Source organism: Streptococcus anginosus, assembly GCF_900636475.1.
Classification (GTDB): Bacteria; Bacillota; Bacilli; order Lactobacillales; family Streptococcaceae; genus Streptococcus; species Streptococcus anginosus.
This window is the reverse complement of sequence record NZ_LR134283.1, coordinates 106,543-133,014: the sequence shown is the minus strand read 5'-3', so window position 1 is coordinate 133,014 and position 26,472 is coordinate 106,543. Positions and strand designations below refer to the sequence as shown.

Annotated in this window: 26 protein-coding genes and 3 pseudogenes; 5 read left to right on the top strand and 24 right to left on the bottom strand. The window is 37.9% G+C overall.

Annotated elements, in window-relative coordinates; translation table 11 throughout:
• Nucleotides 1–88 precede the first annotated feature (88 nt).
• The 3 pseudogenes from trkA (at nucleotide 89) to EL079_RS00670 (ending at nucleotide 4,503) form a co-directional block, all read left to right on the top strand.
• Nucleotides 89–1,438, top strand: a pseudogene (gene trkA, locus EL079_RS00680) (Trk system potassium transporter TrkA).
• 3 nt (nucleotides 1,439–1,441) lie between these two features.
• Nucleotides 1,442–2,883, top strand: a pseudogene (locus tag EL079_RS00675) (TrkH family potassium uptake protein).
• A 384-nt stretch (nucleotides 2,884–3,267) separates the two neighbouring features.
• A pseudogene (locus tag EL079_RS00670) lies at nucleotides 3,268–4,503 on the top strand (aminoacyltransferase).
• A gap of 366 nt (nucleotides 4,504–4,869) precedes the next feature.
• Here the strand turns inward: EL079_RS00670 and EL079_RS00665 are convergent.
• The 15 genes from EL079_RS00665 to EL079_RS00595 form a co-directional block, all read right to left on the bottom strand.
• Nucleotides 4,870–5,355, bottom strand: coding sequence for an acyl-CoA thioesterase (locus EL079_RS00665; protein ID WP_003031600.1), 486 nt, complete (start codon nucleotides 5,353–5,355; stop codon nucleotides 4,870–4,872).
• 347 nt (nucleotides 5,356–5,702) lie between these two features.
• Nucleotides 5,703–5,957 (bottom strand): membrane protein insertion efficiency factor YidD, encoded by a 255-nt coding sequence (yidD, locus tag EL079_RS00660; protein ID WP_003031659.1) that lies wholly within the window; start codon nucleotides 5,955–5,957, stop codon nucleotides 5,703–5,705.
• Nucleotides 5,957–6,682, bottom strand: a complete 726-nt coding sequence (locus tag EL079_RS00655; RefSeq protein WP_003023648.1) for a pseudouridine synthase — start codon at nucleotides 6,680–6,682, stop codon at nucleotides 5,957–5,959. The genes yidD and EL079_RS00655 overlap by 1 nt, the downstream gene beginning before the upstream one ends.
• On the bottom strand, nucleotides 6,669–7,235 hold the full coding sequence (gene scpB / locus EL079_RS00650) for an SMC-Scp complex subunit ScpB (RefSeq protein WP_003031630.1): 567 nt from the start codon (nucleotides 7,233–7,235) through the stop codon (nucleotides 6,669–6,671). Before scpB ends, EL079_RS00655 begins: the two co-directional genes overlap by 14 nt.
• Nucleotides 7,228–7,938 (bottom strand): segregation/condensation protein A, encoded by a 711-nt coding sequence (locus tag EL079_RS00645; RefSeq protein ID WP_003031621.1) that lies wholly within the window; start codon nucleotides 7,936–7,938, stop codon nucleotides 7,228–7,230. Before EL079_RS00645 ends, scpB begins: the two co-directional genes overlap by 8 nt.
• Nucleotides 7,938–8,669, bottom strand: a complete 732-nt coding sequence (gene xerD / locus EL079_RS00640) for a site-specific tyrosine recombinase XerD (RefSeq protein WP_003031606.1) — start codon at nucleotides 8,667–8,669, stop codon at nucleotides 7,938–7,940. Before xerD ends, EL079_RS00645 begins: the two co-directional genes overlap by 1 nt.
• Nucleotides 8,666–9,127: a cyclic-di-AMP-binding protein CbpB gene (cbpB, locus tag EL079_RS00635; RefSeq protein WP_018543705.1), complete on the bottom strand. Its 462-nt coding sequence runs from the start codon at nucleotides 9,125–9,127 to the stop codon at nucleotides 8,666–8,668. Before cbpB ends, xerD begins: the two co-directional genes overlap by 4 nt.
• Nucleotides 9,124–9,645, bottom strand: coding sequence for a metallophosphoesterase (locus EL079_RS00630; RefSeq protein ID WP_003031635.1), 522 nt, complete (start codon nucleotides 9,643–9,645; stop codon nucleotides 9,124–9,126). Before EL079_RS00630 ends, cbpB begins: the two co-directional genes overlap by 4 nt.
• Nucleotides 9,621–10,607, bottom strand: a complete 987-nt coding sequence (locus EL079_RS00625; RefSeq protein ID WP_003031632.1) for a nucleoside-triphosphate diphosphatase — start codon at nucleotides 10,605–10,607, stop codon at nucleotides 9,621–9,623. Before EL079_RS00625 ends, EL079_RS00630 begins: the two co-directional genes overlap by 25 nt.
• Nucleotides 10,604–11,398: a glutamate racemase gene (gene racE, locus EL079_RS00620; protein ID WP_003031588.1), complete on the bottom strand. Its 795-nt coding sequence runs from the start codon at nucleotides 11,396–11,398 to the stop codon at nucleotides 10,604–10,606. Before racE ends, EL079_RS00625 begins: the two co-directional genes overlap by 4 nt.
• Nucleotides 11,399–11,491: 93 nt before the next feature.
• A complete protein-coding gene (locus tag EL079_RS00615; RefSeq protein ID WP_003031614.1) occupies nucleotides 11,492–11,740 on the bottom strand; it encodes a YneF family protein in 249 nt (82 codons plus the stop codon).
• A 54-nt stretch (nucleotides 11,741–11,794) separates the two neighbouring features.
• Entirely contained in the window at nucleotides 11,795–13,045 is a 1,251-nt protein-coding gene (locus EL079_RS00610) for a diaminopimelate decarboxylase (protein WP_003031595.1), read from the bottom strand.
• Nucleotides 13,046–13,129: 84 nt separating this feature from the next.
• Entirely contained in the window at nucleotides 13,130–13,813 is a 684-nt protein-coding gene (locus tag EL079_RS00605) for a Bax inhibitor-1/YccA family protein (protein ID WP_003031636.1), read from the bottom strand.
• A gap of 25 nt (nucleotides 13,814–13,838) precedes the next feature.
• Nucleotides 13,839–14,330 (bottom strand): HDIG domain-containing metalloprotein, encoded by a 492-nt coding sequence (locus EL079_RS00600; protein ID WP_003031612.1) that lies wholly within the window; start codon nucleotides 14,328–14,330, stop codon nucleotides 13,839–13,841.
• Between the two features lie 45 nt (nucleotides 14,331–14,375).
• Nucleotides 14,376–15,116 (bottom strand): TrmH family RNA methyltransferase, encoded by a 741-nt coding sequence (locus EL079_RS00595; protein WP_003031604.1) that lies wholly within the window; start codon nucleotides 15,114–15,116, stop codon nucleotides 14,376–14,378.
• A 31-nt stretch (nucleotides 15,117–15,147) separates the two neighbouring features.
• Here EL079_RS00595 and EL079_RS00590 point away from each other — a divergent pair, with 31 nt between their 5' ends.
• Both EL079_RS00590 and yidC read left to right on the top strand, forming a co-directional pair.
• On the top strand, nucleotides 15,148–15,426 hold the full coding sequence (locus EL079_RS00590) for an acylphosphatase (protein WP_003031650.1): 279 nt from the start codon (nucleotides 15,148–15,150) through the stop codon (nucleotides 15,424–15,426).
• Nucleotides 15,427–15,505: 79 nt separating this feature from the next.
• On the top strand, nucleotides 15,506–16,423 hold the full coding sequence (yidC, locus tag EL079_RS00585) for a membrane protein insertase YidC (protein WP_018543707.1): 918 nt from the start codon (nucleotides 15,506–15,508) through the stop codon (nucleotides 16,421–16,423).
• Nucleotides 16,424–16,558: 135 nt separating this feature from the next.
• On the opposite strand, the gene EL079_RS00580 is transcribed toward yidC, so the two are convergent.
• From EL079_RS00580 to EL079_RS00535, 9 genes are all read right to left on the bottom strand, one after another.
• On the bottom strand, nucleotides 16,559–17,023 hold the full coding sequence (locus EL079_RS00580; RefSeq protein WP_003031591.1) for an 8-oxo-dGTP diphosphatase: 465 nt from the start codon (nucleotides 17,021–17,023) through the stop codon (nucleotides 16,559–16,561).
• Between the two features lie 97 nt (nucleotides 17,024–17,120).
• Nucleotides 17,121–17,603 carry a transcription elongation factor GreA gene (gene greA / locus EL079_RS00575; protein ID WP_003029952.1) on the bottom strand — a complete coding sequence of 161 codons (483 nt, stop codon included), beginning with the start codon at nucleotides 17,601–17,603 and terminating at the stop codon, nucleotides 17,121–17,123.
• Nucleotides 17,604–18,053: 450 nt separating this feature from the next.
• Nucleotides 18,054–19,658: an endolytic transglycosylase MltG gene (gene mltG, locus EL079_RS00565; protein WP_003031592.1), complete on the bottom strand. Its 1,605-nt coding sequence runs from the start codon at nucleotides 19,656–19,658 to the stop codon at nucleotides 18,054–18,056.
• Nucleotides 19,659–19,772: 114 nt separating this feature from the next.
• A complete protein-coding gene (locus EL079_RS00560; RefSeq protein WP_003031662.1) occupies nucleotides 19,773–20,267 on the bottom strand; it encodes a GNAT family N-acetyltransferase in 495 nt (164 codons plus the stop codon).
• On the bottom strand, nucleotides 20,264–20,788 hold the full coding sequence (locus EL079_RS00555; protein WP_003031617.1) for a GNAT family N-acetyltransferase: 525 nt from the start codon (nucleotides 20,786–20,788) through the stop codon (nucleotides 20,264–20,266). The genes EL079_RS00560 and EL079_RS00555 overlap by 4 nt, the downstream gene beginning before the upstream one ends.
• Nucleotides 20,778–22,109 (bottom strand): UDP-N-acetylmuramate--L-alanine ligase, encoded by a 1,332-nt coding sequence (gene murC, locus EL079_RS00550; RefSeq protein ID WP_003031594.1) that lies wholly within the window; start codon nucleotides 22,107–22,109, stop codon nucleotides 20,778–20,780. The genes EL079_RS00555 and murC overlap by 11 nt, the downstream gene beginning before the upstream one ends.
• Before the next feature lie 81 nt (nucleotides 22,110–22,190).
• The gene (locus tag EL079_RS00545; RefSeq protein ID WP_018543709.1) at nucleotides 22,191–22,829 is read right to left on the bottom strand and encodes a hypothetical protein; all 639 of its coding nucleotides are present in this window, start codon (nucleotides 22,827–22,829) and stop codon (nucleotides 22,191–22,193) included.
• 41 nt (nucleotides 22,830–22,870) lie between these two features.
• Complete coding sequence (locus EL079_RS00540; protein ID WP_003031596.1) at nucleotides 22,871–25,981, bottom strand: DEAD/DEAH box helicase; 3,111 nt, start codon at nucleotides 25,979–25,981, stop codon at nucleotides 22,871–22,873.
• Between the two features lie 80 nt (nucleotides 25,982–26,061).
• Complete coding sequence (locus EL079_RS00535; RefSeq protein WP_003031608.1) at nucleotides 26,062–26,376, bottom strand: hypothetical protein; 315 nt, start codon at nucleotides 26,374–26,376, stop codon at nucleotides 26,062–26,064.
• Between the last annotated feature and the right edge of the window lie 96 nt (nucleotides 26,377–26,472).

The window sequence follows — 26,472 nt, the reverse complement described above, 5'->3', positions numbered from 1 at the left end:
GAATAAAATATCTCTTTTTCTTTCTTCAAAACGATGAAATTTTTGTAAAAAAAGGGTATGATAGAGGGGTATACTTGGGAGGTATAACATGAAAATTATTGTCGTTGGTGGCGGTAAAGTAGGCTCTGCACTTTGTCGTTCACTTGTGGCTGAAAAACACGATGTGATTCTCATTGAGCAAAACGAAGCCGTACTGAATCGCATCACCAAGCGTTATGATATTATGGGCATTGTGGGTAACGGTGCCAATTTTAAAATTTTAGAACAGGCTGATGTCGGACATTGTGACATTTTTATTGCCATGACGGAGCAAGATGAAGTCAATATGATTTCAGCTGTATTAGCTAAAAAAATGGGTGCAAAAGAAACGATTGTTCGTGCTCGTAACCCAGAGTATTCAAATTCTTATTTTAAAGAAAAAAATATCCTTAGTTTCTCTCTCATAGTCAACCCTGAATTGCTAGCAGCACGCTATATTGCAAATATCATTGAATTTCCAAATGCGCTTTCTGTTGAGCGATTTGCCAATGGACGCGTCAGCTTAATGGAATTTAAAGTTAAGCAAAATAGTGACCTCTGTCAGATGACCATGTCTCAATTTCGCAAAAAATTTGGCAATGTCTTGATTTGTGCCATTAACCGCAATGGACAATTGCTCATTCCAGACGGTGAAATTACCATTTTGCAGAATGATATTATCTATGTCACCGGAAATCGGGTTGATGTTATTCTTTTCCATAATTTCGTGCGACCCAAAGTTATTAAAAGTTTGATGCTCATTGGTGCAGGAAAAATCGCTTACTATCTACTTAATATTTTAAAAAATAGCAAAATCAAACTAAAAGTGATTGAAATCAATCCAAAGCATGCTGAATGGTTTAGCCAAGAATTTCCACATTTACATATCGTTCAAGATGACGGTACTGCAAAAGACATTCTGCTAGAAGAAAGTGCTCAACACTATGATGCTGTTGCCACTTTGACTGGTGTCGATGAGGAAAATATCATTTCATCTATGTTCCTTGAAAGCATGGGCGTGCAAAAAAATATCACGAAAGTCAATCGAACTAGCTTGCTTGAAATCATTGACAGTTAGGAATTTTCAAGCATTGTAACACCAAAGAGAATCGCTGTTGACACGATTATGCACTTTGTCCGCGGACGTGTGAATGCTCAATATTCTGATTTACAAGCCATGCACCACCTTGCCAATGGACAACTTGAAACTCTGCAATTTCAAATAAAGGAAGAAAATAAAATGACTGGAAGACCACTTTCCAGCCTCAAACTGAAAAAAGGTGTCTTGATTGCTGCCATTATCCGAAATGGAAAACCTATTTTCCCAACGGGGGAAGACCACATTCAAATAGGCGACCAAATCATCGTCACGACACTAATCCAAAATATCACGCAAATCTATGATTTATTAGAGAGGTAAGCCATGAATAGAAGTATGATTCGTTTCCTCCTCTCAAAATTGTTAATCATTGAAGCAGGGCTGCTACTGATTCCCCTCATTGTAGCATTTATCTATCATGAACCCAATCAAAACCTGCTCTCAATTAGCGCTACAATTGGCATTCTCTTGGCAGTTGGACTTTTAGGTAGTGCTGTTAAGCCTAAAAATCATCACATTTATGCCAAGGAAGGGGTTCTGATTGTCGCCTTATGCTCTGGATACTTTGGTCCTTCTTTGGGGCTCTTCCTTTTGTTTTTTCGGGACAAATTCCTCATCTTATCGACGCTTTCTTTGAGATCAGTTCAGGCTTTACAACAACTGGAGCTTCTATCTTACCAGACGTCTCTGTTTTGTCACATTCCCTACTCTTTTGGCGTAGTTTTACCCACTTAATCGGAGGTATGGGAGTACTCGTCTTTGCTCTTGCTATTATGGAAAATAATAAAAATAGCCATTTGGAAGTAATGCGAGCTGAAGTCCCTGGTCCTGTTTTTGGTAAAGTTGTCTCTAAATTAAAGGATACTGCACAAATTCTCTATTTGCTGTACTTAGCACTTTTCGCTATTTTTGTAGTGATTTATTATCTGGCAGGAATGCCTCTATTTGATAGTTTTATTATTGCCATGGGAACAGCGGGAACAGGAGGCTTTAGTGTCTACAATGACGGAATTGCGCATTATCACAGCTCATTGATTACTTATTTAGTGAGCTTTGGTGTGCTCATCTTTGGTGTGAATTTTAATCTGTATTATTTCCTATTGCTAAGAAAATTCAAAACCTTTTTTGGTGATGAAGAATTGCGAACTTATCTCATTATTGTAGCATCTACAACGATTTTCATCTGCCTTAATGTCTTTCATATCTATCAAGACCTCTCTCAAACTTTGGAGATTTCATTTTTTCAAGTCTCTAATATTATTACTACAACCGGCTTTGGTTTTGGAGACATCACGGCTTGGCCACTCTTTTCTCAGTTCATCCTCCTCATTCTCATGTGCATAGGAGGTTCTGCTGGTTCAACCGCCGGCGGTTTAAAGGTAGTTCGTTGCTTAATGCTAGTTCGCATTGCTAAAAATCAAGTATTGTCCACCCTCTCACCAAAGCGTGTATTGACTCTGCACGTCAATCATAGTGTCATTGACAAAGACACTCAGCATAAAATCTTAAAATACCTTGTACTTTATACGATGATTATCATCTTTCTCATTTTTATCGTTAGTTTAGACAATAATAACTTGATGACAGTCGTCAGTGCCGTTCTTAGCTGTTTCAACAACATTGGGCCAATGTTAGGAACAACTGATAGCTTTGCCATCTTTGGTCCTATTTCCAAACTCCTACTCTCTCTTGCCATGATTGCAGGGCGTTTAGAGATTTACCCAATGATCCTGCTCTTTATGCCACAGACATGGTCCAAACGATAGCATATCGCCTGAAAATCGCTGGTCATAAAACTAATATCTCAGACTGTAGACAAGCCACCATTTTGGTAGGTTTGTCTTTTGTTTTCTAGAGGAAATGCTCCTTTGGATTGTTTTTTTATTTTCTTTTATCAACTAAGTCATAAATAAAAGCCGTAAGAAACCTGAATTTCCTATGGCTTCGTTTGTCTATTCTTTTGTAAATACAAGATTTTGTAAGTCAACAGTCTCACAATATTAAAATTCAAGAGCAAATATTTTGACAGGGTTAAATTCTGGGTGATAAAATAATTCAAAATAAAAACGTTTTCAAATAAGAAATAATTTTATTCTGTAGCTTCACCAGCTCTTTTTATTAACCTACAAATGATTAAGGAGTACAGAACAATGCCTTTAGAAATAATTACTAAAGAAGCATTTAAGCAACATTATCAAAAAGCGAAACGAAAATCCTTTATCCAATCCGTAGAAATGTCTATTCTATTGAAAAAAAGAGGATATAATGTTGAGTTCATTGGCTTCTTTGATAACAATCAATTACAAGTATCAGCATTATTATTTAGTACAAAAATGGCAGGTGGTTCATACCTAGAAATCAACTCTGGACCCGTTGTCACTAATTATGAGTTCTTGCCTAAATTTTATGAAGAGTTAAAAATCTATGCAAAACAATTAAATGCTATGGAGCTGGTTGTGAAACCCTATGATATTTATCAAGTCTTCAATAGTAAAGGCGATCCCATTAGTACAGAAAAGAAGGAACTTGTATCTATGCTCACCAACCTGAATTACCAATTTGATGGCTTGCAAAAGGACTATCCTGGAGGTGAAGGTGATTGGCATTTTGTAAAAGACCTAGATGACTTAACAGAAGAAACATTACTAAAGTCTTTTACTAAATAAGGAAAATCATTAGTCAAAAAGGCTAAAACATTTAGTATAGAACTGCATAAACTTAAACGTAATGAGCTTTATAAATTTAAGCAGATTACTTCATCAACTTCTGAACGTCGCAACTATAATGATAAGACTTTAGATTATTATGAAAAATTTTATGATAGCTTTGGAAGCAATGCAGAATTTATTATAGCGAGCATAAATTTCAAAAATTATCTGGAGCATTTACAAAATAATCAGGATGAATTATCTAAAAAGATTAAATTACTACAAGATTATCTTGAAGAAAACAACCATTCCTCTGAAAAAAAACTGAATCAATTTCGAGAACTATCTAGTCAATTTGAAACGTTTGAAATACGAAAAAACGAAGTATACCAACTATTAAAAAAGTATGGAGACAAAAGTACAATATTAGCTGGCAGTCTTTTTGTATACACTCCCCAAGAAACGGTCTATCTCTTTTCTGGATCCTATCCTGAATTTAACAAATTCTACGCACCCGCTCTTTTGCAAGATTATGTAATGCGAGAATCAATCAAGCGAGGTATTCCCTGTTACAACCTTTTGGGTATTACTGGTCATTTTGATGGTTCTGACAGTGTATTTCGTTTTAAACAAAATTTCAATGGTTATGTCCTGAGAAAAATGGGAACTTTTAGATATTATCCTTCCCCGTTTAAACATATAACTATTCAAATAATTAAAAAAATTTTAAATAGATAAATCCTAAAATACCTTCCATGGTTTTGCTACACTTGCTTAAAAAACTATGCAAACCAATATAAAATCTTCATTAGGTGTGTAATCCTAGTGAGATCTTTGTGATTAGTAATTTATTGTGTTCATCTCAAAAAGCAACAATAATTCTTACTCATTCTCCGCTGAGATTGGTTTACTATCTACTTCTTATCAGATAAGCTATGATGATTCTATTTAAACACAAAAAAGAATGTTAGAGACAAACTAACATTCCATAATTTTTCACTCTGATTATATTATAGAGAAAGCATTTTTGCACTATTTTAAAGTTTACCGTATAGGAACTAAATGAAACAACAATTTAGTGCGTAGTCTCATCTTCGAAACATACTACATGTTATCTTTCACTGCGATTGCTACCATTCTAGCTTTGGCACGCACCTGACCCGCTACTGTCATCTCCATTGCCACAATGGCTTTTCTTTGGCCCAGTTCTTCAAGTCGAGAGATAACCGTAATTTCCTCATCAATGGGCGTTGGACTTTTATAATCTATTTCCAAGCGAGCTGTGATAAATCGTCCAATGACCGTTTCTTCTGTCAAATCTAAGCCCTTATTTTGATGAGCAAACCAGGCTGCTGAAGCGGTACCATGACAGTCAAAAATCATGGCAATCATACCGCCAAATAGATTAGCCGGAACACCACCGGTATACTGTTGAGCTGGTGTTATCTTGCTAATGCAGCTAGTTCCGTTTAGACTAGGATAAGTTTTTAAATGCAAGCCTGACTCATTCTTAGGACCGCATCCCCAACAATGCTGGAATCGCTCACCATAAGTATCTTGAATGGCAATATTTCTTATTTCCAAAATCATTTGCTCTCCTTTTTAAGATTAAATTTACAAGCGCTTTCATGATTATTATATCAGTCTTTAAATGAAGAGTAAATACGAAGTAGATTCAAGATATTTTAATCGTTCGTCTAAGCTGACTTTATAGAAAAGATAGTTAGATTTCACACAGCGAATGCCTTTAAAACTTTTCAATTTTCATTGAGTATGAGATGAACCAGCAACAAAAGGCCAGCGAGAAATACAAAAAACGAGCAACTTTGATTTTCTGTTAGTTAGAATGTCAAAATTATTCGTTTTTCTTATTTGTACTATTAAGTTATAGTATTTTATAAAGAATCTCTGGTTGACCTCTTTATAGAGGATGCGTCTCAACCTTTTTCTTTGTCTTCTGCATAATTGCGCTTCAAACTAAAAACATCTGGTACAGGATCATCTCCTCCTTCTGCCCAAGGATGACAACGCAAAATACGTGCAATTCCCATTAAGACACCTTTAGCACCGTGCTTTTCAATCGCTTGAATCATGTAATTTGAGCAAGTCGGCTGATAGCGACAAGAAGGTGGAAAGGCTGGCGAGATAAACTTTTGATAAAAACGCACTGGTTCGATAAAGATTTTTTTCATCATTTTTTCTTCGTCACAGCTAGGTTATGCAACTGGCTGACCTCTTTTTTATTGAGACGGCGAGCTTCACCCGGACGAAGACCAGTTAAATTCAAATGACCAAATTGCGTACGAGAAAGTTTATCTACTTGCAAACCAACAGCTTCAAACATCTTTTTCACTTGGTGATTTCGTCCTTCATGAATGGTCAACTGAACAACCGAACGATTCTTAACCGGGTCTACTTTCAGAATTTCGTAAACCGCTGGTTTGGTTTTTTTGCCATCAACTTCCACACCTTTGGTCAAGGGACGGAGAACTTCTTTATCAGCCACCCCCTTGACACGAGCTACATAGACCTTATCAATTTCATTTCGCGGATGAATCATCTCATCTGTAAAATCGCCATCATTTGTCAAAATCAAAGCACCTGACGTATCCCAATCAAGTCGACCAACTGGATAGATTCTCTCTGTGACATTTGGCAACAAATCAACTACCGTTGGACGACCTTTGTCATCTGTCACGCTAGAAATGACACCGCGTGGCTTATTTAAGAGATAGTACACTTTTTCTTCATTGTAAATCGGCTGACCACTGACCTCAACACGATCACCTGACTTAATCGTCGTCGCCAACTCACGAACAACTTGTCCGTTTACAGTGACCAGCCCTTGCTTTATCAATTCTTCTGCTTTTCTACGACTAGCAATCCCAGCATGGGCAATATATTTATTGATTCTCATCCTCTATCCTTTCAGTAAATAGCTGACTTTCTTCTGCTATTAACTCTGTCTCTTCTACTATTGGCAATTCTTCTAAGCTATTGATTCCCATATAATCCAAAAAATAATCCGTTGTCACATAAAGATTTGGGCGCCCTAGCACTTCTTTTTTTCCATTTTCACGAATCAAGTCAAACATCTGCAACTTTGAAATCGCACCACTAGAATTGACCCCACGAATCTCATCCACTTCCATTCTCGTAATAGGCTGCTTATAAGCAATAATGGACAAAGTTTCCAAGGCAGCTCTTGATAAACTTTGATTGATAGGGGCTTTTGAATATTCCCGCAACAATTCAGCAAAATCTTGCTTGGTAACAATTTTATAAGTATTCGACGTCTCTAACAAGGCAAGACTTGAATCTTCATCTTTTTGATACTTTTCTGCCAATTTCTCCAAACTCTGTGTCACTCCCGTAGGAGGCATAGAGAGGAGCTCTGCCAGTTGACGGACACGCAAGCCGTCCTCGCCCGCCACAAAGAGCAGGGCTTCAATCTCTGCTAACTTACTCATTTATTTTTCCTATTAGATAAATATTCCCAAAATTTTCTTCCTGCATTACTTGGATTTCTTGGACTTTTACTAGTTCCAATGTCGCTAAAAATAAGGTAATCACTTCATTCATATCTTTTGTTTCTGAAAAAATGGCTTGCAGAGCTATTTTTTCCTGAGAATGACAGCGCTCACGTATCACATCCATCATGTCTTCGATTTTATATTCGTCTTTGACAATCGTTGTATGACTTTGAGCAAATTCTTCTCTTTTTTGCGTCATCAATTTTGAAAAGGCCAAAAATAAATCAATCGTTGTCTTATCATGGAGCAATGTTGCGTCTTCATATACCAATTCAATTTTAGGTTTGGAATAATAAAGAGCTCGTTCTTCATGTTGCTCCGCCATTTTCTCACCTAACAATTTGAATTTCCGATATTCCTCAATTTGAGAAAGCAAATCTTGCTCCAAATCTTCTTCAGTTTCTAAGCTATCAGCTACTTTGGGTAAGAGTTTTCGGCTTTTAATCAACATGAGCTGACTTGCCATTACCATGTATTCACCCGTCACTTCTAACTTCATAGCTTGAAGCGTCGCTACGTAAGCCAGATATTGCTCAATAACCTCTGTAATCGGCACATCATAGATATCCATTTGGTATCTTGACACCAAATGAAGCAATAAGTCCAATGGGCCTTCAAAATCTTTAATTTTTATGTCCATTATCTGTATTTTTCCAACGTCATCATTGTTTTCAAGCCTAAATTGCGCGCAATTTCATATATTTCTACGCCTTTTTCTCGCTGGCGTAAAATATATTGCTCCCGCAAACTCTGAGCTGATAAAGTAGCTTGATTTTTTTCAATCAAAAAAGCTTCTAATTGACGAAAGCCCCATTGCCGCGAATAGCTTTTTCCATTCTTTTCTAACAAGTAAGTTCCTTCCAGAGTTGTTTCCAATTCTCCAATCAATTGGTCTGGAATGGGCACAATGCGCTTTTGACCTGCTTTCTCAATGCGAATAATCTGAAAATCCAGATTGACATCTGCTACCTTCAACTGCAAAATTTCGCTTGGTAAAAGCCCCATTTCTAAAATGAGAAGCGCAATCAAGCGACCGTTGTATTGATTTGTATCTGCATAAAAATCAGACAAATCCAAAATTTCCGCATCGTGTTCTTTCGGAATTCCCACTTTTGGCAACTCCAAACGATAAAAGTCTGAAATCAATCGTTGCTTATATAAATAATGCAAAAATTGATTGACAGCAGATAATTTTCGTTTCTGAACAGAAGGTTTAAAGTCAGCGATAGAAGCTTGGTAAATCCGCAGATTGGTCTCTGTAATTTTTGCATGGGTCACATCTACGAATTGCTCCAAATCATAAAAATAAGCTGTTTTTGAATTCTCAGATAAATTTTTTCTTTCTAAAAAGGCTGTTATTTCTTCTTTCATTTTGGATGAATCTCGTATTCATTCGCAAAACTATGCAAAAGGGCATTGACCGCTTTTAAGATAGATTTGCGTGTAATAATTCCTTGAAATGTATTGTCCCGATCAACAACTGGCAAGAATGACTCATCTACTAACTTATGCAGCACTTCTGTCAATGTAAAATCTGGACCGACTGTCAGGTCATCTTTTTTCGCCATGTGCACAATATCTGTTGTCATAAATTCCTCATCAGGAATTTCGTGCTGCATCTGATAAGACAAGATATCTGTTAGCGAAATGGTGCCAACAAACTTTTTCTGATCTGTCACCACGGGTACTCGTGAGTAGGTCATCTGACTTAACAACAAAATAGCATGATCAGCATTGTGAGTATCAATTAAAACAGCCAAGTTTTCTGCCGGTGTTAAAAAAGTATCTTCTTGCTGTAAGAGAAAATTTTCAAATTCTTTGGCAATCATCGAGTAAACTCCTTTGATAGGCGAGAATACAGTTCGTGTTGACGCGTATAATAGTCCACTTGAAATGCATCATCACTAATCTCTACCTTAGCATACAGTCGCTCATTGATAACACCGCGCGGTTGGCTGATAGAGCCTGGATTTAAAAAGAGCGTTTTTCCTTCCATCCACGCATCTGGAATATGTAGATGCCCATACAAACAAATATCTGCATTTACCTCTTGTGCCCAGAGGTCCAATTTTTGAAAACCAAAATTGATCTGTTGAAGATGTCCGTGAGTTTGCGCAATAATGGTGCCGTTTAAGTCTGTCACTAAGCGATCTGGATAACCATCATAGAAATCCATGTTCCCAGCTACAACGTAAATCCCTTGCCATACTTCATCATCACTTGGCAATTCAGAATCACCATTATGAAAAATAGCATCTACTTTCCCAAGATAACGTGCCTTTATCTCTTCTACAATAGCTCGATCGCCATGAGAATCACTCATTACGATGATGGTTTGTTTTGCCATGCTGGAAATACCTCCACTAATTTTTGAACTGCTTGAGCTCGATGTGATTGAGCGTTTTTTTCTTCCATTGTTAATTCTGCAGATGTTTTGCCTGTTTCACCTACTAAAAATAAAGGATCATAGCCAAATCCATTTTCACCTTTCGGCTCAAAATTGATATAGCCCGGCCAATCAGCCTCTACGACCAGACTTTCTTTGTCAGGACTTGCCACCACAAGAGTTGTATGAAACTGTGCAGAGCGGTCTTTCAAGTCGAAAACCATTGCCAATTCATGTAGCAATTTTGCATTGTTTTCTAAGTCTGTTGCATCATTTCCAGCAAAGCGAGCAGACCAAACTCCAGGAAGACCACCTAGTGCATTCACTTTTAAGCCTGAGTCATCCGCCAATACCATTTTGCCAGTCAGCTTAGAAATGGTCTCTGCTTTCAAACGAGCATTTTCTTCAAAAGTCATCCCAGTTTCTGCTACCTCTGGCAAATCAGGGTAGTCATTTAGGTTTTCAATTTTGTAGCCTAATTTTTCAAATATTTTACGAAATTCAGCAGTTTTTCCTTCATTGCGAGTAGCGACTAAAATCGTATCTCCGACTGTCAAACCTGACAAGTTTTTCTGAGAAAAGAAATCATTCAGCTGAATCCCATTTTTAGGCAAATGCACTAAAACTAACTGTCCCTTTTCCGTAATCAGAATAGCATCTTTATGAAATTGCGCCTGAAACTGTGAATTTTGATTCTCATTGATCATTTGCAAGACGAATTGGACAAACGACATCATTGAGCTATATTGCATAACCGTAACAGAAAATGCTTGACCTTCAACTACTAATTGACAGAGCTCTTCTTCCATACGACTGAGTTCTTCCGAATCAACATCCTTAAAATGGAAAGTTCCGCCACGAGAAGACCATTCTCCAACATACCAATCTTGGGTATCTTTATACTCATAAATTTTGCTACTCATAAGGTCACATGCTCCACATTTATTTCTTTATTTAACCACGTTTCTGCAATTTCAGCAAAACTTTTCGCATTTGCTGTGGTAAAAAAGCGGTGTTGAGGAAATTCTCCTTCTCTGCTGTGATTGATTTCAAAATAATTGAGCAAAACAGAAATGTCCCGCACGCATTCTGCTCCACTATCAATCAGTTTCACTGTTGGTCCCATTACATTTTGAATGACTGGTTTTAGCAAAGGATAATGCGTACAGCCTAGCACTAAAGTATCTACCTTGCCTTTTAACGGCATCAAGCTCTCATAGACCACTTTTTTCGTAATGCTAGACGACAGCTCGTTAGACTCTACCAGTGGGACAAGCTTGGGACAAGAAAGACTTGTCACCTCCACTTCCGGTAAGAGACGTTCGATTTTTTGCCGATAAATATCTGATTGAATCGTCATTGGCGTTCCAATAATGCCAATCTTCCCATGTTGAGAGGCTTTGATTGCCGCACTAGCTCCTGGTAAAATCACTCCTAAAACTGGAATATCCAATTTTTCTTTGATTTCTTCCCAAACCACAGCAGTAGCTGTATTGCAGGCAAGAACAATCATTTTGACATTTTTAGTTAAGAGAAATTGCACTAATTGCCATGTATACTCGCGAATCTGATCTGCTGGTCTTGGTCCATAAGGCGCACGTGCAGAATCACCGATATAAATCACTTCCTCATGTGGAAGCTGCCGCATCAATTCACGAACAACTGTCAAACCGCCCACTCCTGAGTCTAAAAAACCAATTGGTCGATTATCCATAAGTTCTTCTTTCTAAAGAAGGGACTGGGTGCAAGTCCCAAATCCCCATTCATTTATCTCTTTAAAAATCAAATTTTATACTGTTTTAACAGCTTATTTTTTCTTTTTAGCATTTTCAAGTGCTGCTTTTTGTTGATTTTTAATTTGACGATACACTTGTTGTACCTTTGCTTCATTTGGTTTTTGTCCATTTGCAGATAGCATTGTACGAACCGCATCAATATTCAAACGTGGATTGTCTGCAAATTCTTTTTCAATTTGTTTGCGAACTAGATACATTCCAGCGAGCATGCCACCAAAAAAAGCCACAATAATCAACAAAATAGCTAATAGTAAATTCATAAATATGTAATCCTCTTTTCCCTTTTTACATCTTCTTATTATATCAAAAATTGTCTATTTTTCAAAATCAAAGCCATACAAAGTTGCGAAGTAATCCTCCGGTATTTCAGCACGCCGAATCATTCGCACACTGCCGTCTTCTTCCAGTAAAATCTCAGCTGAACGAAGTTTGGCATTATACTGATAGCCCATTGAAAAACCGTGCGCTCCTGTATCGTGAATCGCTAAGGTATCTCCAATATTGGTAATCGGCAGTTTGCGCTGAATGGCAAATTTATCATTGTTTTCGCAAAGACTGCCGACCACATCCACTATTTCTGTCTGTCCGTCTGGGTGATCCATATTTGTAATATGATGATAAGCACCATACATGGCGGGACGCAGCAGGTTCACTGCTGAAGCATCTACACCAATGTAAGTGCGGTAAGTCTTCTTTTTATGCAATACTTTCGTCACCAATAATCCATGAGGGGCCAGCATAAAACGTCCCAGTTCCGTAAAAATTTTAACCTTTCCTAAGCCTGCAGGTGTTAAAATTTCCTCATAAACTCGACGAACTCCTTGTCCAATCGCTAAAATGTCATTTGCTTTTTCTTCTGGACGGTAAGGAACGCCTACTCCGCCTGAAAGATTGATAAAATCCAAGTCCACATTGGTCTCAGCCACAATCTCAACGGCTAATTCAAATAGCTGATGGGCTAATTCAGGATAATAATGATTCGTAACAGTGTTAGAAGCCAATAAGGCATGAATCCCAAATTTTTTAACGCCCAACTTTTTTAAATCTTTAAAAGCTTGAATAAGCTGCTCTTTGGTCATCCCGAATTTGGCTTCTTCTGGAGAATCCATAATATCTGTTCCCAATTCAAACACACCGCCTGGATTATAGCGACAAGAAATAACTTCTGGAATGCTCGCCACTTCCTGTAAAAATGCAACATCTTCATAAGCATCAAGATTGATAGTAGCTCCCAATTCACGCGCAAATTGCATTTCTTTTGCAGGCGTGTCATTGGACGAAAACATCATGTCATTTCCTGAAAAGCCTACTTTTTGGCTCATCAAAAGTTCTACATAGCTGGCGCAATCTACTCCACAGCCTTCATCTTTCAAGATTTTCAAAATAGACGGATTCGGAGTTGCCTTTACTGCAAAATACTCTTTAAATCCTTGATTCCAAGAAAAGGCTTCCTGAAGCGCGCGAGCTGTCTCACGAATTCCTTTCTCATCATACAAATGAAATGGAGTTGGAAATTGAGCAGTGATTTCAGCTAACTTTTCGCAACTAAGAAATGGTTCTTTCATAGCAAGTCTCATACTTTCTTTTCATTTGCTTTATTATATCATAAAAAAAGAAGCTGAAACCAGTCCAACTTCTAATTCTTACTTTTAATTATCTCTTCCAAAAATACGAAGAATGCTGAGGAACAGATTGATAAAATCAAGGTAAAGGCTTAAGGCGAGTGAAACTGCCCAACCAGCTGCTACATTTCCTCCCGATTGCTCATAGACATAGCGGATTCGTTGATTATCCCAAGCAATCAATCCAGAGAAGATAATCACACTAATAATGCTAATAATGAAATCTAGTCCAGAACTTCTAAGGAAAATATTCACCAAACTAGCGATGATAACTCCAATCAGACCTGCAATAAAGGCTCTGCCCAGACCAGAAAGATCTTTTTTGGTAAATTTCCCAATCAATGCCATAGCAAAAAACATCGCTGAAGAAGTAATGAAGGCTGCTAAAACCGTTGCTTGTGTGTAAAGAGCCAACACTAAACTAATCGTAAAGCCATTTAAAGCCGAATAAACTAGAAAAGTTGGCAATGCGGCTGGATTGTTTTTGGCAGACATTCCTGAAGCTACCCAGACAAGAACCAACTCAGCAAAAATAGCTAAGTAAAAAATCCAACTATTCGCCATTATTACTGAATAAATCACATCTTGAAATATTGTTAACATCAAAGCCGAGACAAGGGCAGAAATGCCAATCCCCATACCGACTAATGAATAAACTTTAGCGTAAAAACTATTGATACCACTATTTTCTTGAATAACTGTATTGTTCATAAGCTCTCTCCTTTATTATGATATGTTACGATTTTAACATTTTTCGATGGAAAAGTCTTCTTTTAGCCATTCTTTTCCGAACTGGCGCCATGGCTTCCTTGATTGCCCAGTATTTATCCACCATAGTGACAATATAGCCTTCTTTATACCGTGGTGGTGCTACTGTTGCACCCCACATATGTTTGATAATGATGTCTTCTTCTACTTTATTTAAATTGGTTACTTTCCGTGCATTTCGTACTGCTAAACGAGGATGTACCCAAGCATGACTTTTATTGAATTTCGTTTCTCGCCAATCATAATAAAACATATCGTGCAAAAGACCTCCACGCGCGGTACTTTTTGCATCCCAACCTAATTTTTTAGCAATTTTATAGCTCGTATAACTAACATGAATCGAATGTTCCAAACGATTGGAATAAATATGGTGTGTTATGGTTTTTAATTTCTGGACGCGTGGTTGAGCAATCAATTGTCCAACATGCTCCATATACTCTTTGTCTTCTTTATAAAGCATAGAACCACCTCCATGTGCTTCTAATTATAAATATATTTCTAAATTTTAGCTTAAAGCAAAGATGAGAATACCTGCTGCCACGGCGACATTTAAACTCTCAGCTCGTCCTTTCATCGAAATATGAATGAGGTAATCAGCTGCTTCTGCCATTTCAGAACTAATCCCCTGACCTTCATTTCCCAACACAAGAGCAAAATCCGACAGTGGTGCTAACTCCCGATAATCCATCGAATCTTTTGAAAGTGTCGTTGCCAATATCGGAAATTGTACTTGTTTAGCAAGGTCAAGAAAATCTGCTGTTTTTACTCGATAAATAGGCAAATGAAAATGACTGCCTTGCATGGAACGCAGAGTTTTCAGATTGTAAATATCTGCTGAATGCTGCGAAATAAACACCCCGTCATAACCAGCCGCATCAGCTGTTCGGATAATCGTGCCCACATTCCCCGGATCCTGCACATCTTCTAAAAAGAGATATTTCCCTTTGAGAACTGAAGGAATCGTCGCTTCCTCAAAAGCAAGCTCTGCTACAATGCCCTGCGGTGTTTTCGAATCCGCTAAATCCGCCAAAATTTCTGCCGTCACTACATAAACTTGAGGAAAATCCCGCACTCTGTCGACAAATTCTTCTAAAACAAAGATATTCCTAATTTTAGCTTGTGCCTTGACTGCTTCTTCAAATAAATGCCAACCCTCAATTAAGTACGAGTCCTTCCGATATTTTTTTTGAAGTAATTTTTTAGTATTTTTTACCACATTATTAGCTTTTGAAGTTATAATATTCATAGAACTATTATATCACAAAAAGGAGGCTCACATGCAAAAAGTAAGAATGATTGCGCAAGGTCGCGTACAAGGGGTCGGATTCCGTTGGGGTGTTTACACACTTGCCACAGAAATCGGCGGTATCACCGGGCGTGTCTGGAATAATGAAGACGGAACCGTAGAGATTTTAGCACAAGCAGAAAATTCTGCCCTCATGGCAAAATTCATCCAAGAAATCCGCAAAGGACCAACGCCATTTTCAAAAGTTAGCTATTTAGATGTCACAATGGCTAATTTTGAATCCTATTCAGATTTTAAAATTGCAAATTAGGTCCTAAGAACTATTGTATATTTAGGAAAAAAACAGTAGAATAGAAAGGTATTATTTTTTAGAAAAAGGAAACAAACACGTGAAAAAATTAAATCGTATTTTATTCTCAGGGTTGGGACTGTCTATGCTTCTGCTACTCTCAGGATGTGTGCAAGTCAAAGACGGCAAGCCTGTTGGATTTGTCTGGGATATTATTGGAAGACCGATGAGTCTGGCTATTCAGTATTTTGCTAATAACATGGGGCTAGGCTTTGGCGTCGCCATCATCATTGTTACTTTGATTGTGCGCTTGATTATCCTTCCGCTTGGACTTTATCAGTCTTGGAAATCAACTTACCAATCAGAAAAGATGAATTATTTGAAGCCTATTTTTGAACCTATCCAAGAACGCATGAAGAATGCGGAAACACAAGAAGAAAAACTGGCTGCTCAGCAAGCACTCATGGCTGCCCAAAAAGAAAATGGTGTCAATATGCTTGGTGGGATTGGATGTCTTCCCCTCCTGATTCAATTGCCATTTTTCTCTGCCCTTTACTTTTCTGCTCAATATACTGAAGGAGTAGCTAAGAGTGTATTCCTAGGAATTCCACTCGGAAAAGCCAGCATTCTTCTCACCATTATCGTCGGAATTCTGTATTTCATTCAATCTGCTTTGACCCTTGTCGGCGTTGATGAGGTTCAAAAAGAGCAAATGAAGAAAATGATGTACATGAGCCCGCTCATGATTGTCATCTTCTCGTTCACAGCTCCAGCAGGTGTAACACTTTATTGGGTAGTCGGTGGTTTCATCATGATTATCCAACAATTGATTATCAATCATTACATCCGTCCTCAGCTCAGAAAACGCGTAGCTGAAGAATACAAAAATAATCCACCTAAAGCCATTAAAAATTCTGGTCGTAAAAAAGATGTGACACCTCAAGCACAGGCCGTTATTGAAAATAGAAAACAAAATAAAAAGAAAAATCGTAACGCTGGAAAACAACGTTCAAGATAAGCAAAAAAGCTGGAACAATCATTCCAGCTTTTTGCTTGCCATTCAATCAGAAAAGCATCTTACTATTATGAAATGGCACCCTACCTATCCAATCCTCCACCTGAATAAATAGAATGCCCTCATTTAAACATAAAATTACCAAAATTCACGGACAAAATCATTTTCTAAGCGTTCACTATAAAACAATTCTGACAATGACTTGTCATCAAAAATACGTAGCAAATTTTTTAAATCATAAGCCAATTCGAGGGTATCCAACTCTTCACGCGCCACCCACCTAACTTCACCTTCTTCTGATGAGCGGAGATGTCCTGAAAATTCATTTGTGCGATAAAGAAAGACCAGATAACGAATGCCTTCTGCCGTGTACCAATGTTTCATACCAACCAGTCTAGGATGATGGATTGTTAGTCCCGTTTCTTCATAAATTTCACGCACAACTGCTTGGTGGAGGCTCTCCTTTTCTTCTATATGTCCACCAGGTAAAGCTGCTCCTGACCAAGAATACATCTTGGGGTCACGAATCTGCATGACAATGCGATTCTGATCGTCTTCAATCAGACACATATTAGTTAAAATTACTTGAGATTTACGGGACATATTTTTCTCCTCTAAACTTTGTATCAAATAGATAAGAATTTGGGACAGGTTTCATAGTTGCTATCGCAGCCATCAACCTATCCCAATCCTTTATTTTTTAAGCTGTTTTTTCGACTTTTAGGATTTTTACATCATAACTGCCCACAGGTGTTTCAACTGTAGCAGTATCGCCTGTTTTCTTGCCAATTAGAGCTTGTCCAATAGGACTTTCATTAGAAACCTTTCCAGCAAAAGCATCTGCTCCTGCTGCACCCACAATCATATAGACTTCTTCATCCGTTTCACCAACTTCTTGAATCGTAACGGTCTTACCGATAGCAACTTCATCTTGTGCCACTGCATCGCTATTTACAATTTCAGCGTAACGAATCTTAGTTTCCAGACTTGAGATTTGTCCTTCAACAAAAGCCTGCTCATCTTTGGCTGCTTCATACTCACTATTTTCTGATAAGTCTCCATAAGAGCGAGCAATTTTAATACGTTCTACCACTTCTGGACGACGAACTAATTTAAGTTCTTCTAATTCTTTTTCAAGTTTTTCCTTTTCTTCAAGGGTCATGGGATAAGTTTTTTCTGCCATTATTTTTTCTTCTTTCTATTTTTAAAATAAAGAGGGAGTGGGACAGAACTCAGCTTGAAAATTTTAGTTCCTAGTCTCACCCCCGCAGGGTTGCTCAACAGTCTCCCAGACTGTTGAGGTGGTGGATAAAGAAAACAAAGTTTTTGTCAAAAGTGTTCTACCGAGCTTGAAAAGCAAACAACTTTGAGATTTGCTTTACAAGTTCTATCCGCCACCTCAAAGCAATGCTTTGAGCAATCAGTAGCTGCGTCGTTGGTTTATTATAACTATATACTTTATACTTTGAAGCTGGAAACTTTCGTCCCAGCTTCTTTTTAATATTCGCTTGCTTTGCAAGGTGCATTCTTCATCTAGTCTAAAATACACTTGTAGCAATCTTTTTAGACTTATACATCATTGCTCAGAAGTAGAACAAAATCAAGTTTTAAAAGTTACGTTTGTCCCGCTTCTTTAATTCGAACTACTTGATTGTGTTAATTTACTATTAACATGCTCTTGAACATTTTTTTCATGTTCTTCATAGGTATTTGCGAAATAAACATTTCCTGTTTCTGTATTGGCTACGAAGTAAAGATAATCCGTTTTGGCTGGATTAACAGTCGCTTCAATAGCAGAAAGACTAGGATTGTCTACAGGACCAGGCATTAAACCGGTATTTTTATAAACATTGTAAGGCGAATCAATATTAGTATCAATCGCAGCGTCTTCTGCTAAGGTTGTCTTTTGACCAAGCTTCCCTTGAGCATACAAAATTGCAATATTACTTTGCAAAGGCATGTTTTGATTTAAACGATTGTAAAAGACACTTGCGATGTTTTTTCGGTCTTGATCTGTTGAACCTTCTTTTTCAACCAAGGACGCAATTGTCAAAACATCGTGCACAGTCAAGTTCTTTGAGGCTAAAACATCATAATATTGCGACATGGTTTTATCCATTGCTGCTAACATTTGGTCAATGAGCGTTTCAGCAGTTATGCTGTTGGTCACATTGTAAGTAGCAGGGAAAAGATAGCCTTCTAAGCGATACTTAACACCGCTCTCTTTTTTAGCTAAATTGCCTAATAAGTTTGGATATTTTGTAGCTTCCTGAGTGATAAAATTATCATCTTGCACTTTCTTTAAGAACGTATCCGAAGACAATTTATTTTTCTTCAACTTCGCAATCGTTTTTGCAATTTGGTCAATCGTATATCCTTCTGGAATGGTTAATTTTTCCATTGAAGGATCCTGCGGAGTATCCGTTCCACCTTGCTGTAGCTTTTTAGCAATCGTATCCAAACTCATGCTCTTTTGCAGATTGTAATAACCCGATTGGAAATCTGCATAGTTATTAAACTTAGCATAATAGCTAAAAATCTGAGAATTTTTGATTAAACCAGCTTTTTCCAAGACCGTTCCAATTGCTTTGGTGCTCGATCCAGTCGGAATCTTAATCGTCACATACTTTGTATTTTTCGCATCAACTGGTTGTAAAGCTGATGTAACATAGCGATAAGCAAAGAAACCAGTTAAACCAATCCCTAAAAGCAACAAAATTAAGACCGTTTTGACGATTTTTCTGGCGATTTTGTTTTGACGCTTTTTCGTGTTAATCGTTTGAGCAGTCCGATTTGAACGGGAAAGTTTCTTTGTGTCTTGCTCCGTTCCGTAAACTGCAGGTCGAACCAATTCTTCCGGAGCTTTACTTTCTTCAACCGCTTGATTGGTTGGGTAAGAAACAGGCACTTTCGTTGTATGAGTATTAAACTCTTTATCTTCCCTAGCTGCCGCTTCGGCTTCTATTTGTTCAACGGTTGGAAGGGGACTTTCTAAAGGAGCAGGCTCTGGTTCGCCACTTTCTTCTTTTTGAACTTTTGGTATATCCTTTTCAGAAACAGTTGCTTTCTCTTCTTCCTGTGCAGAAGGAAGCACAGATTGACCCAAACCTAACTTTTCCTGCAAATCATTAGATTCTTCTACAGGTTTTGGTTGTTCAGTTCCCTTTGCTTTAGCCAAGTCGCGCAGAATCTGTTCTTTAAAACTCAGCCCTTCTTTTTCTTGTGAATCTTCAGCCAAATAGTTGACCTCCTTGTTCAATATCCCTACTATTATATCTTAAAAGGTAAAGAAAAGCAATAAGAGAATGCCTTTCTTTCAAGCATCCTACAGAATAATCAATTCTTTTCTCCACTATTTGGGAGTTTTCCAAAGCATATCATACCAAACTTCACCTGCATAAGTAGATTGGGATACACCCTCGTTGATAAAACCATGTTTTTCATAGTAAGTGACCAAATAATCATGACAGGTTAAGTTGATTCCCAAACGCTGGTCGCGAACAGCAATATCCTTCATTGTATTCAACAAACTTCTACCTAACCCCATATTTTGAGCATTTTTAGCAATAGATAAACTGGTCAACGAAATATAATGGTCTGTCAAATGACTATAATCTTCTACCTCAGAAGTAAAGGATTGATCTACTAAATGGCGTTCTGGACGAACAGGTCCTTCAAGGTATCCTAAAATCTGACCGTCTCGTTCAGCTACTAAGAAACTGGTTGTTAGTTTTTGGATATGGGCTTCTAAAATATCTCGACTCAGAGCTTCTTCTGGTCCAAAGTTTTCCCATTCAATAGTCGTAATAGCATCCAAATCTGATAAATTTGCCTGTCTAATCTTCATTTTCCCTCCTTAAAATATGGATTTTCCCAAACGAATTCATATAAAATAGCATGGCTATCTCCCCTTTCAGAAATTCCTTCGTTTATGAAAGCATTCATTTCGTAGTAAGAAATCAACTCATCCGAACAAACCAACTGAAGACCTTTTTGATTTTGTGCAACAGCTATTTCTTTGCAAGCAGCTAAAAGCAAAGTTCCCAGTCCCTGCTCTTTAAAATCTGGATGAATGGATAAGCGCTGAATCGTCATAAAATCAGAATTTTGCTGCCACTTTGACGAATTGTCTATCATTTCCTTTGTCAAATGACGTGAAAAAACGGCTGACCCTACAAGGTAGCCAGCTATTTTCTCATTTAATTCCGCTATTAAAAAGTTCGTTTGACCCTGTTCAATCCATTTTTGGATTGTTTCTGCACCAGCTGCTTCTGTGGAAAAATTCGCCTCCTCAATCGCAACGATTGCCTTCCAATCTTCCAAAGAAGCTTCTCGAAGGGTGACTTGTGGTATTAGATTACTGGACATTGCTTGTCAAATTGGATAGCAAACGTTCAAAAGAATATTCATAAGTCTGAATATCCCCAGCTCCCATGAAAACATAAACAGCATTTGGGTGTTCTAACAATGGCGAAACATTGTCAACAGTAATAATTTCTGCCTTTTTGATAATTTTTTCAGCTAAATCTTCTACTTTGACATCTCCGTGATCCACTTCACGCGCAGAGCCATAGATTTGCGCCAAATAAACGGCATCGGCTTGATTCAAAGCTTCGGCAAATTCGTCCAAAAGTGCAATGGTCCTGGTAAAAGTATGTGGTTGGAAAATCGCAACAATTTCTTTACTTGGATATTTCTGACGAGCTGCATCCAACGTCGCAATAATTTCAGTTGGGTGATGCGCAAAATCATCAATAATTGTCGTTCCGTTGACCACTTTTTCAGTAAAACGACGTTTCACACCACCAAAAGTGACTAAATGCTCCCGAACTAAATTTAAGTCAAATCCAGCGGTGTATAACAAACCAATGACTGCTGTTGCATTCATGATATTGTGGCGACCAAAGCTAGGAATCTTAAATTCTCCTAATTCTTGCCCACGGAAAGAAACTTTAAAGCTAGAACCCGTTGTAGAACGAAGTAAATCATGAGCGATAAAGTCATTACCTTCATTAAAGCCATAGTAATAAATAGGAGCGTTAGTTGTGACCCGGCGCAATTCTTTGTCTTCACCGTAAACAAATAATCCTTTGCTAACCTGTTTAGCATAATCATTAAAAGCATTGAAAACATCTTCTAAGCTGGTGAAATAATCTGGGTGGTCGAAGTCAATATTCGTGATAATTGAATATTCAGGATGATAAGGCATAAAATGACGTTCGTATTCATCTGCTTCAAATGCAAAGTATTTCGCATTTGCAGAGCCGCGCCCCGTCCCGTCACCAATCAGGTAACTGGTATCCGTAATGTTTGACAAAACGTGTGCCAACATACCCGTCGTTGATGTCTTTCCATGTGCCCCTGCCACTCCCATGCTGACAAAATCACGCATGAAAGTTCCCAGAAATTCATGGTAGCGCTTATAAGCAATTCCATTTGCATCAGCATAGGCAATTTCAATATTATTATCCGGACGAAAAGCATTTCCTGCAATGACTTCTACATCTGCTTGAAGGTTTTTTTCGTCAAAAGGCAGGATTTTAATCCCTGCTTGCTCTAAGCCACGTTGTGTAAAATAATATTTCTCCACATCGCTTCCCTGAACGTGATGTCCCATTTGATGCAGCATCAATGCTAAAGCACTCATTCCAGAGCCTTTAATCCCGATAAAATGATAGGTTTTTGTCATAATTTCTCCTTAAATGCTAAGAGCGTTAAATTGGGTGAAACCAAGTTCACACAAAAATATTTGGCTCTTGTCAACGTTCGATTATTTTTCTTCCAGCCGTGTTAAATTTAGCTCTTGCGCTATCCGACGCTCTCTTTGGCTTTGCAATTCTTTTTTGTTGTAAATTTGACTTGTCTTTAAAAAGTCATAATTATTTTTAGATTTTTTGGGTGATTCCTTCGGCAAAGAGGTATTTACTTTGATATCTGCTAAAATATAATGGTCCTGTTTCAAATTCCGACTGTATTTTGCCAATTCACTACCATTTTCCTTTTGGAAAAATGCTGTTGGTTGATGTGAAATAGCTGTGTTACCATTCGTAACAGCAAGATAGGAGCGCTTTTTAGCTGTAAAATCCGATGTCAAATAAGCTGCCGAACGTTTCTTTTTTAAATCCGCTCTGGCTTCTTCTCTAGCCAATTCTGCATAACTTTTTGAAGCAGACTTTTTGGCTTTGACAGATTGAACAGCTGAAGTCGCTTGGTAAGACTTTGCCTGTCCTTCTTTTACTTGACTGTCTGCAATTTTTTTTACAATTGGTTCCCATTCTAAATAATTTTTATCGACATAGTCACCATTAATATTGCTGATAAGATCGCTTTCATCATAAAGATTCATGCGCGGCATTTCTGATAACATGACTTCATCGTCAGAAATCAATGGAAAAGTTTTTTCTTTCATTAGCACATTTCCTTTCAACACCTCATTATAACCTATTGGTGCTATTTTTCAAGTGTTTCTGTAGAAATTCCTAGAATTTCTCGTATTTCAGCAACAGATAGACTGCTACGAGATTCTGTTCCGTCTAAGATAGTTGACACGAGATGACGCTTGCTTTCTTGCAATTCTTGAATTTTTTCTTCGATTGTGCCTCGCGTAATCAATCGATAGACTTCTACATTTCTTTCTTGACCCATACGGTGAGCTCGACCAATTGCCTGGGACTCTACTGCTGGGTTCCACCAAAGGTCTACTAAGATAACAGTATCAGCACCTGTCAGGTTTAAGCCAACGCCACCAGCTTTTAGGGAGATTAGAAAAGCGTCTCCTTCCCCATTGTTGAAAGCATTTGTCATCTCTTGGCGATCTTTTGCTGGGGTGGAGCCTGTAATTTTAAACATCTCCATTTTCATCTTTTTCAATTCTTTTTCGATAATGTCTAGCATACCTCGGAATTGAGAAAAGATTAACACACGGTGGCTTCCTGTCTGAATCTGCTCTAATAGTTCTAGCAGGCTTTCTAGTTTGCCACTCTCTCCATGATAGTCCTCCATAAAGAGCGCAGGAGTATCGCAGATTTGACGTAATCGCATCAAGCCAGATAAGATTTCCATTTTACTGCGATTAAGTTCTTCATCTGTAGAAGTAAGCACACGCTCCTGCATTTGTTTTAGTTGTGCTAGGTAGATAGCTTTTTGACTATCTGCAAGCTCATTGCGATAAGAAACTTCGATGAGTTCTGGCAATTCTTGCAAGACATCTTCTTTCTTCCGCCGCATGACAAATGGTTTGATAAAACGAGCAACAGTTTCTGCAGGCAGTTTCAAAAAGTTCTTTTTGCTAGGTAATAATCCTGGCAAAACAATTTGAAAAATAGACCATAATTCGCTGAGGTTATTTTCAATCGGCGTTCCAGAAAGAGCAAAGGTATTTTTGACCTCAAAATTTCGTAAATGATGAGCAATCTTGGTCTGTGCATTTTTCATGACCTGCGCTTCATCTAAAAAGAGATAATCGAAGTTCAATTGACTATATTCTTCAACATCTTGACGGAAAGAAGCATAGCTTGTAATCATCACCTGATGACCTTCTGCAATCAAGTTATCTCTGACTGGTTTTAATCCATAAATGACCGCTACATCCATTTCTGGTGCAAATTTCGCAAACTCATCCAGCCAATTGTAAATCAAACTAGATGGAGCCAAAATCAAAACATTGGTCTCTTTTTTTAGCTGACTACTTAAAAAGGCAATGGTTTGAAGGGTTTTTCCCAACCCCATATCATCTGCTAAAATACCACCAAATCCGTAACGATGAAGCATAGACATCCATTTGACACCCGTTTCTTGGTAATCACGCAAAGTTGCTTCCACTTTTAATGTAGGTAGCGCAAACTCCTCTGGATGCGTCAAGTCAAAGGCTAAATGGCGGAACTCCTCTGAAAAGCTAACTTTTTCTTGGTCTTTAAACAATTCAGATAGCTGATAAGCAGCAATCTTCTGCGTTTGGAAAATGCCGTCTTTTCCTTTTTTAGCTCGTAAATCCTGTAAGGTTTTGCTGACTCTTTTTGTTTCTTCGTCAAACATGAGCACCTTGCCAGAGCGACTAATGAAATAATCATTAGCCGAAAAAAGAGCTTCTAAAGCATCATCCACTTCCACTTGGTCAATACTTGTAAAATCAAACCCGATGTCCAACAAGCCACCATTTGTCTGAACAGAAACTGCCGGTCTTTCCACTTGGTACAAGGCTGTCAGGTTTTCTGCCACAGATACCCTTCCCAAGCGTCTAAAATGAGGCAGAGTCGCCGTGAAAAAGGAGTAGATTTCTTGTGGTTGCAATGGTGGAAGAGTGCTTGTGAAATCTGCTTCAAAACCAGCAGACAGAGCTTGTTGAAAAACCTTTTGTTCTAACTGGAAATCGCTGGCAAATGGTAGTTCTTCCAACTTAAAACGAGTATCCACAACACGATTTCCATAGTCAAACTGGATTTTGAGACGAATTTCCTGAGTATCCAATAACTCGAAAGCAAACAGCGGAGTGAACGTATGAATCATCAAACTTTCTGGTGCGTGAATAGAGCCGACTTTACCAAATTCTAATAGTCCTGAAGCTAGTTTTGCTTGATCGCTTGTATCAAATTGAAGGCGTTTTTTGCGATCGGTATCCACAGGCAATTCTCGAATCACCTGAATCATCCGCTTTTGTTGCTCCGTCAGTTGATAGAAATGATCCCCATAAAAAATAAAGTCACCACCATACAAGATTTTATAATTTTGCTCTGTAATGGTGAGTTCAAAATAATCCAAATTTTCCTCTACTGTAAAATCATAGATGCCTACTTCAGCATGCAAATCTTGGAAAAAGATTTTGTCATAGTCATAAAGACTGTATTCTAAGCGAAAATGTGGTAAATTCATGAGTCGATTTACGCCTTCTTCAAACAGACTAGACGGAAAATAAAGATGTCTAGCTGCATTTGGAAAGATAAAAGAAGTATCTTGATCTTGCTGATAAGAAACAAGTCCTCGTAAAAACTGGATCACCTCTTGACTAGCTTCATCAAAAGCAGCCAATTGCATTTTTTCATAATAGTGCTTGCCGATTTGATAATAATCGCCTTTTTCAACAATCTTTAAAAAAGCACGAATATCCCGGATAACATAGGAGCGCTCATCTGGTAAACGACTGATGCGCAAGGTCCACAAAAATTGTCCTGTATAATCATCTTCTTGCCCGACCGCAGACAGTTCATAGCGGACGGCTACTTCTTCTGTCTGGAGGATTTTATCCAAGAAGAGACTGCCAAAAGAAACCTTCGTTTGAGTTTCTTCTGAAGTTGTTTGCTCCTCTTCAAGATTAGTCAAAACGACTTTTCCTTCAGGGTCATTTTTAAGAAAATATTCTAAACCTGCTAGATGAGCACAGTATTTCTTTTTTTGAAAAAAATCACAGGCACAAAAAATGGCTTCGTCGTCCAAGCTATATCGCAGATTGTGATTTTCAACTCGGCTGTAAATCATCTGATCTTTCACTTTGAGAATTTCAATTTTCCCTGCTTCGTAAAGGGCAATTCCTTCCGTCCGAATCTTCCCAGGAATCAATTTTGCCATAAGTACCACCTTTATTTTATCTATTCATTATACCATATTTTCAGCATAAAGAAAAAAAGCAAGGTTCTCCTCGCTTTCTTTTAGAAAATGTCCTCGTTGAGCTTTTTATAGTGCTTAGTGCGTGCAATCAACACTTTCATAAAACCGACTAGCAATATTGTATTTCCTATTACTAAGAATACTAAAAGGAGCCAAATTCCCAGTAAAAGTAGAGAGAATTTTGTTATCATCAACCAAATGACGCCCAATGTTATAGCAGCCAAGAAAAGATGTGCAATTCCTACAACTATCAAACTAAAAAGTGATAACCAATAGCGAAAACCAAACGGTTTGTACTTTCTATCATCATAATGAATATTCACATAAGCTGCACTTGCAATTCCAATGAGCACCACTTTAGCAATATTTATCTAATTCATATTTCTTTCTCACATAAGTACGTTAGACTAGTTATCTTGTACTGTACCACTTCTACTATTTTTATGTTCAGC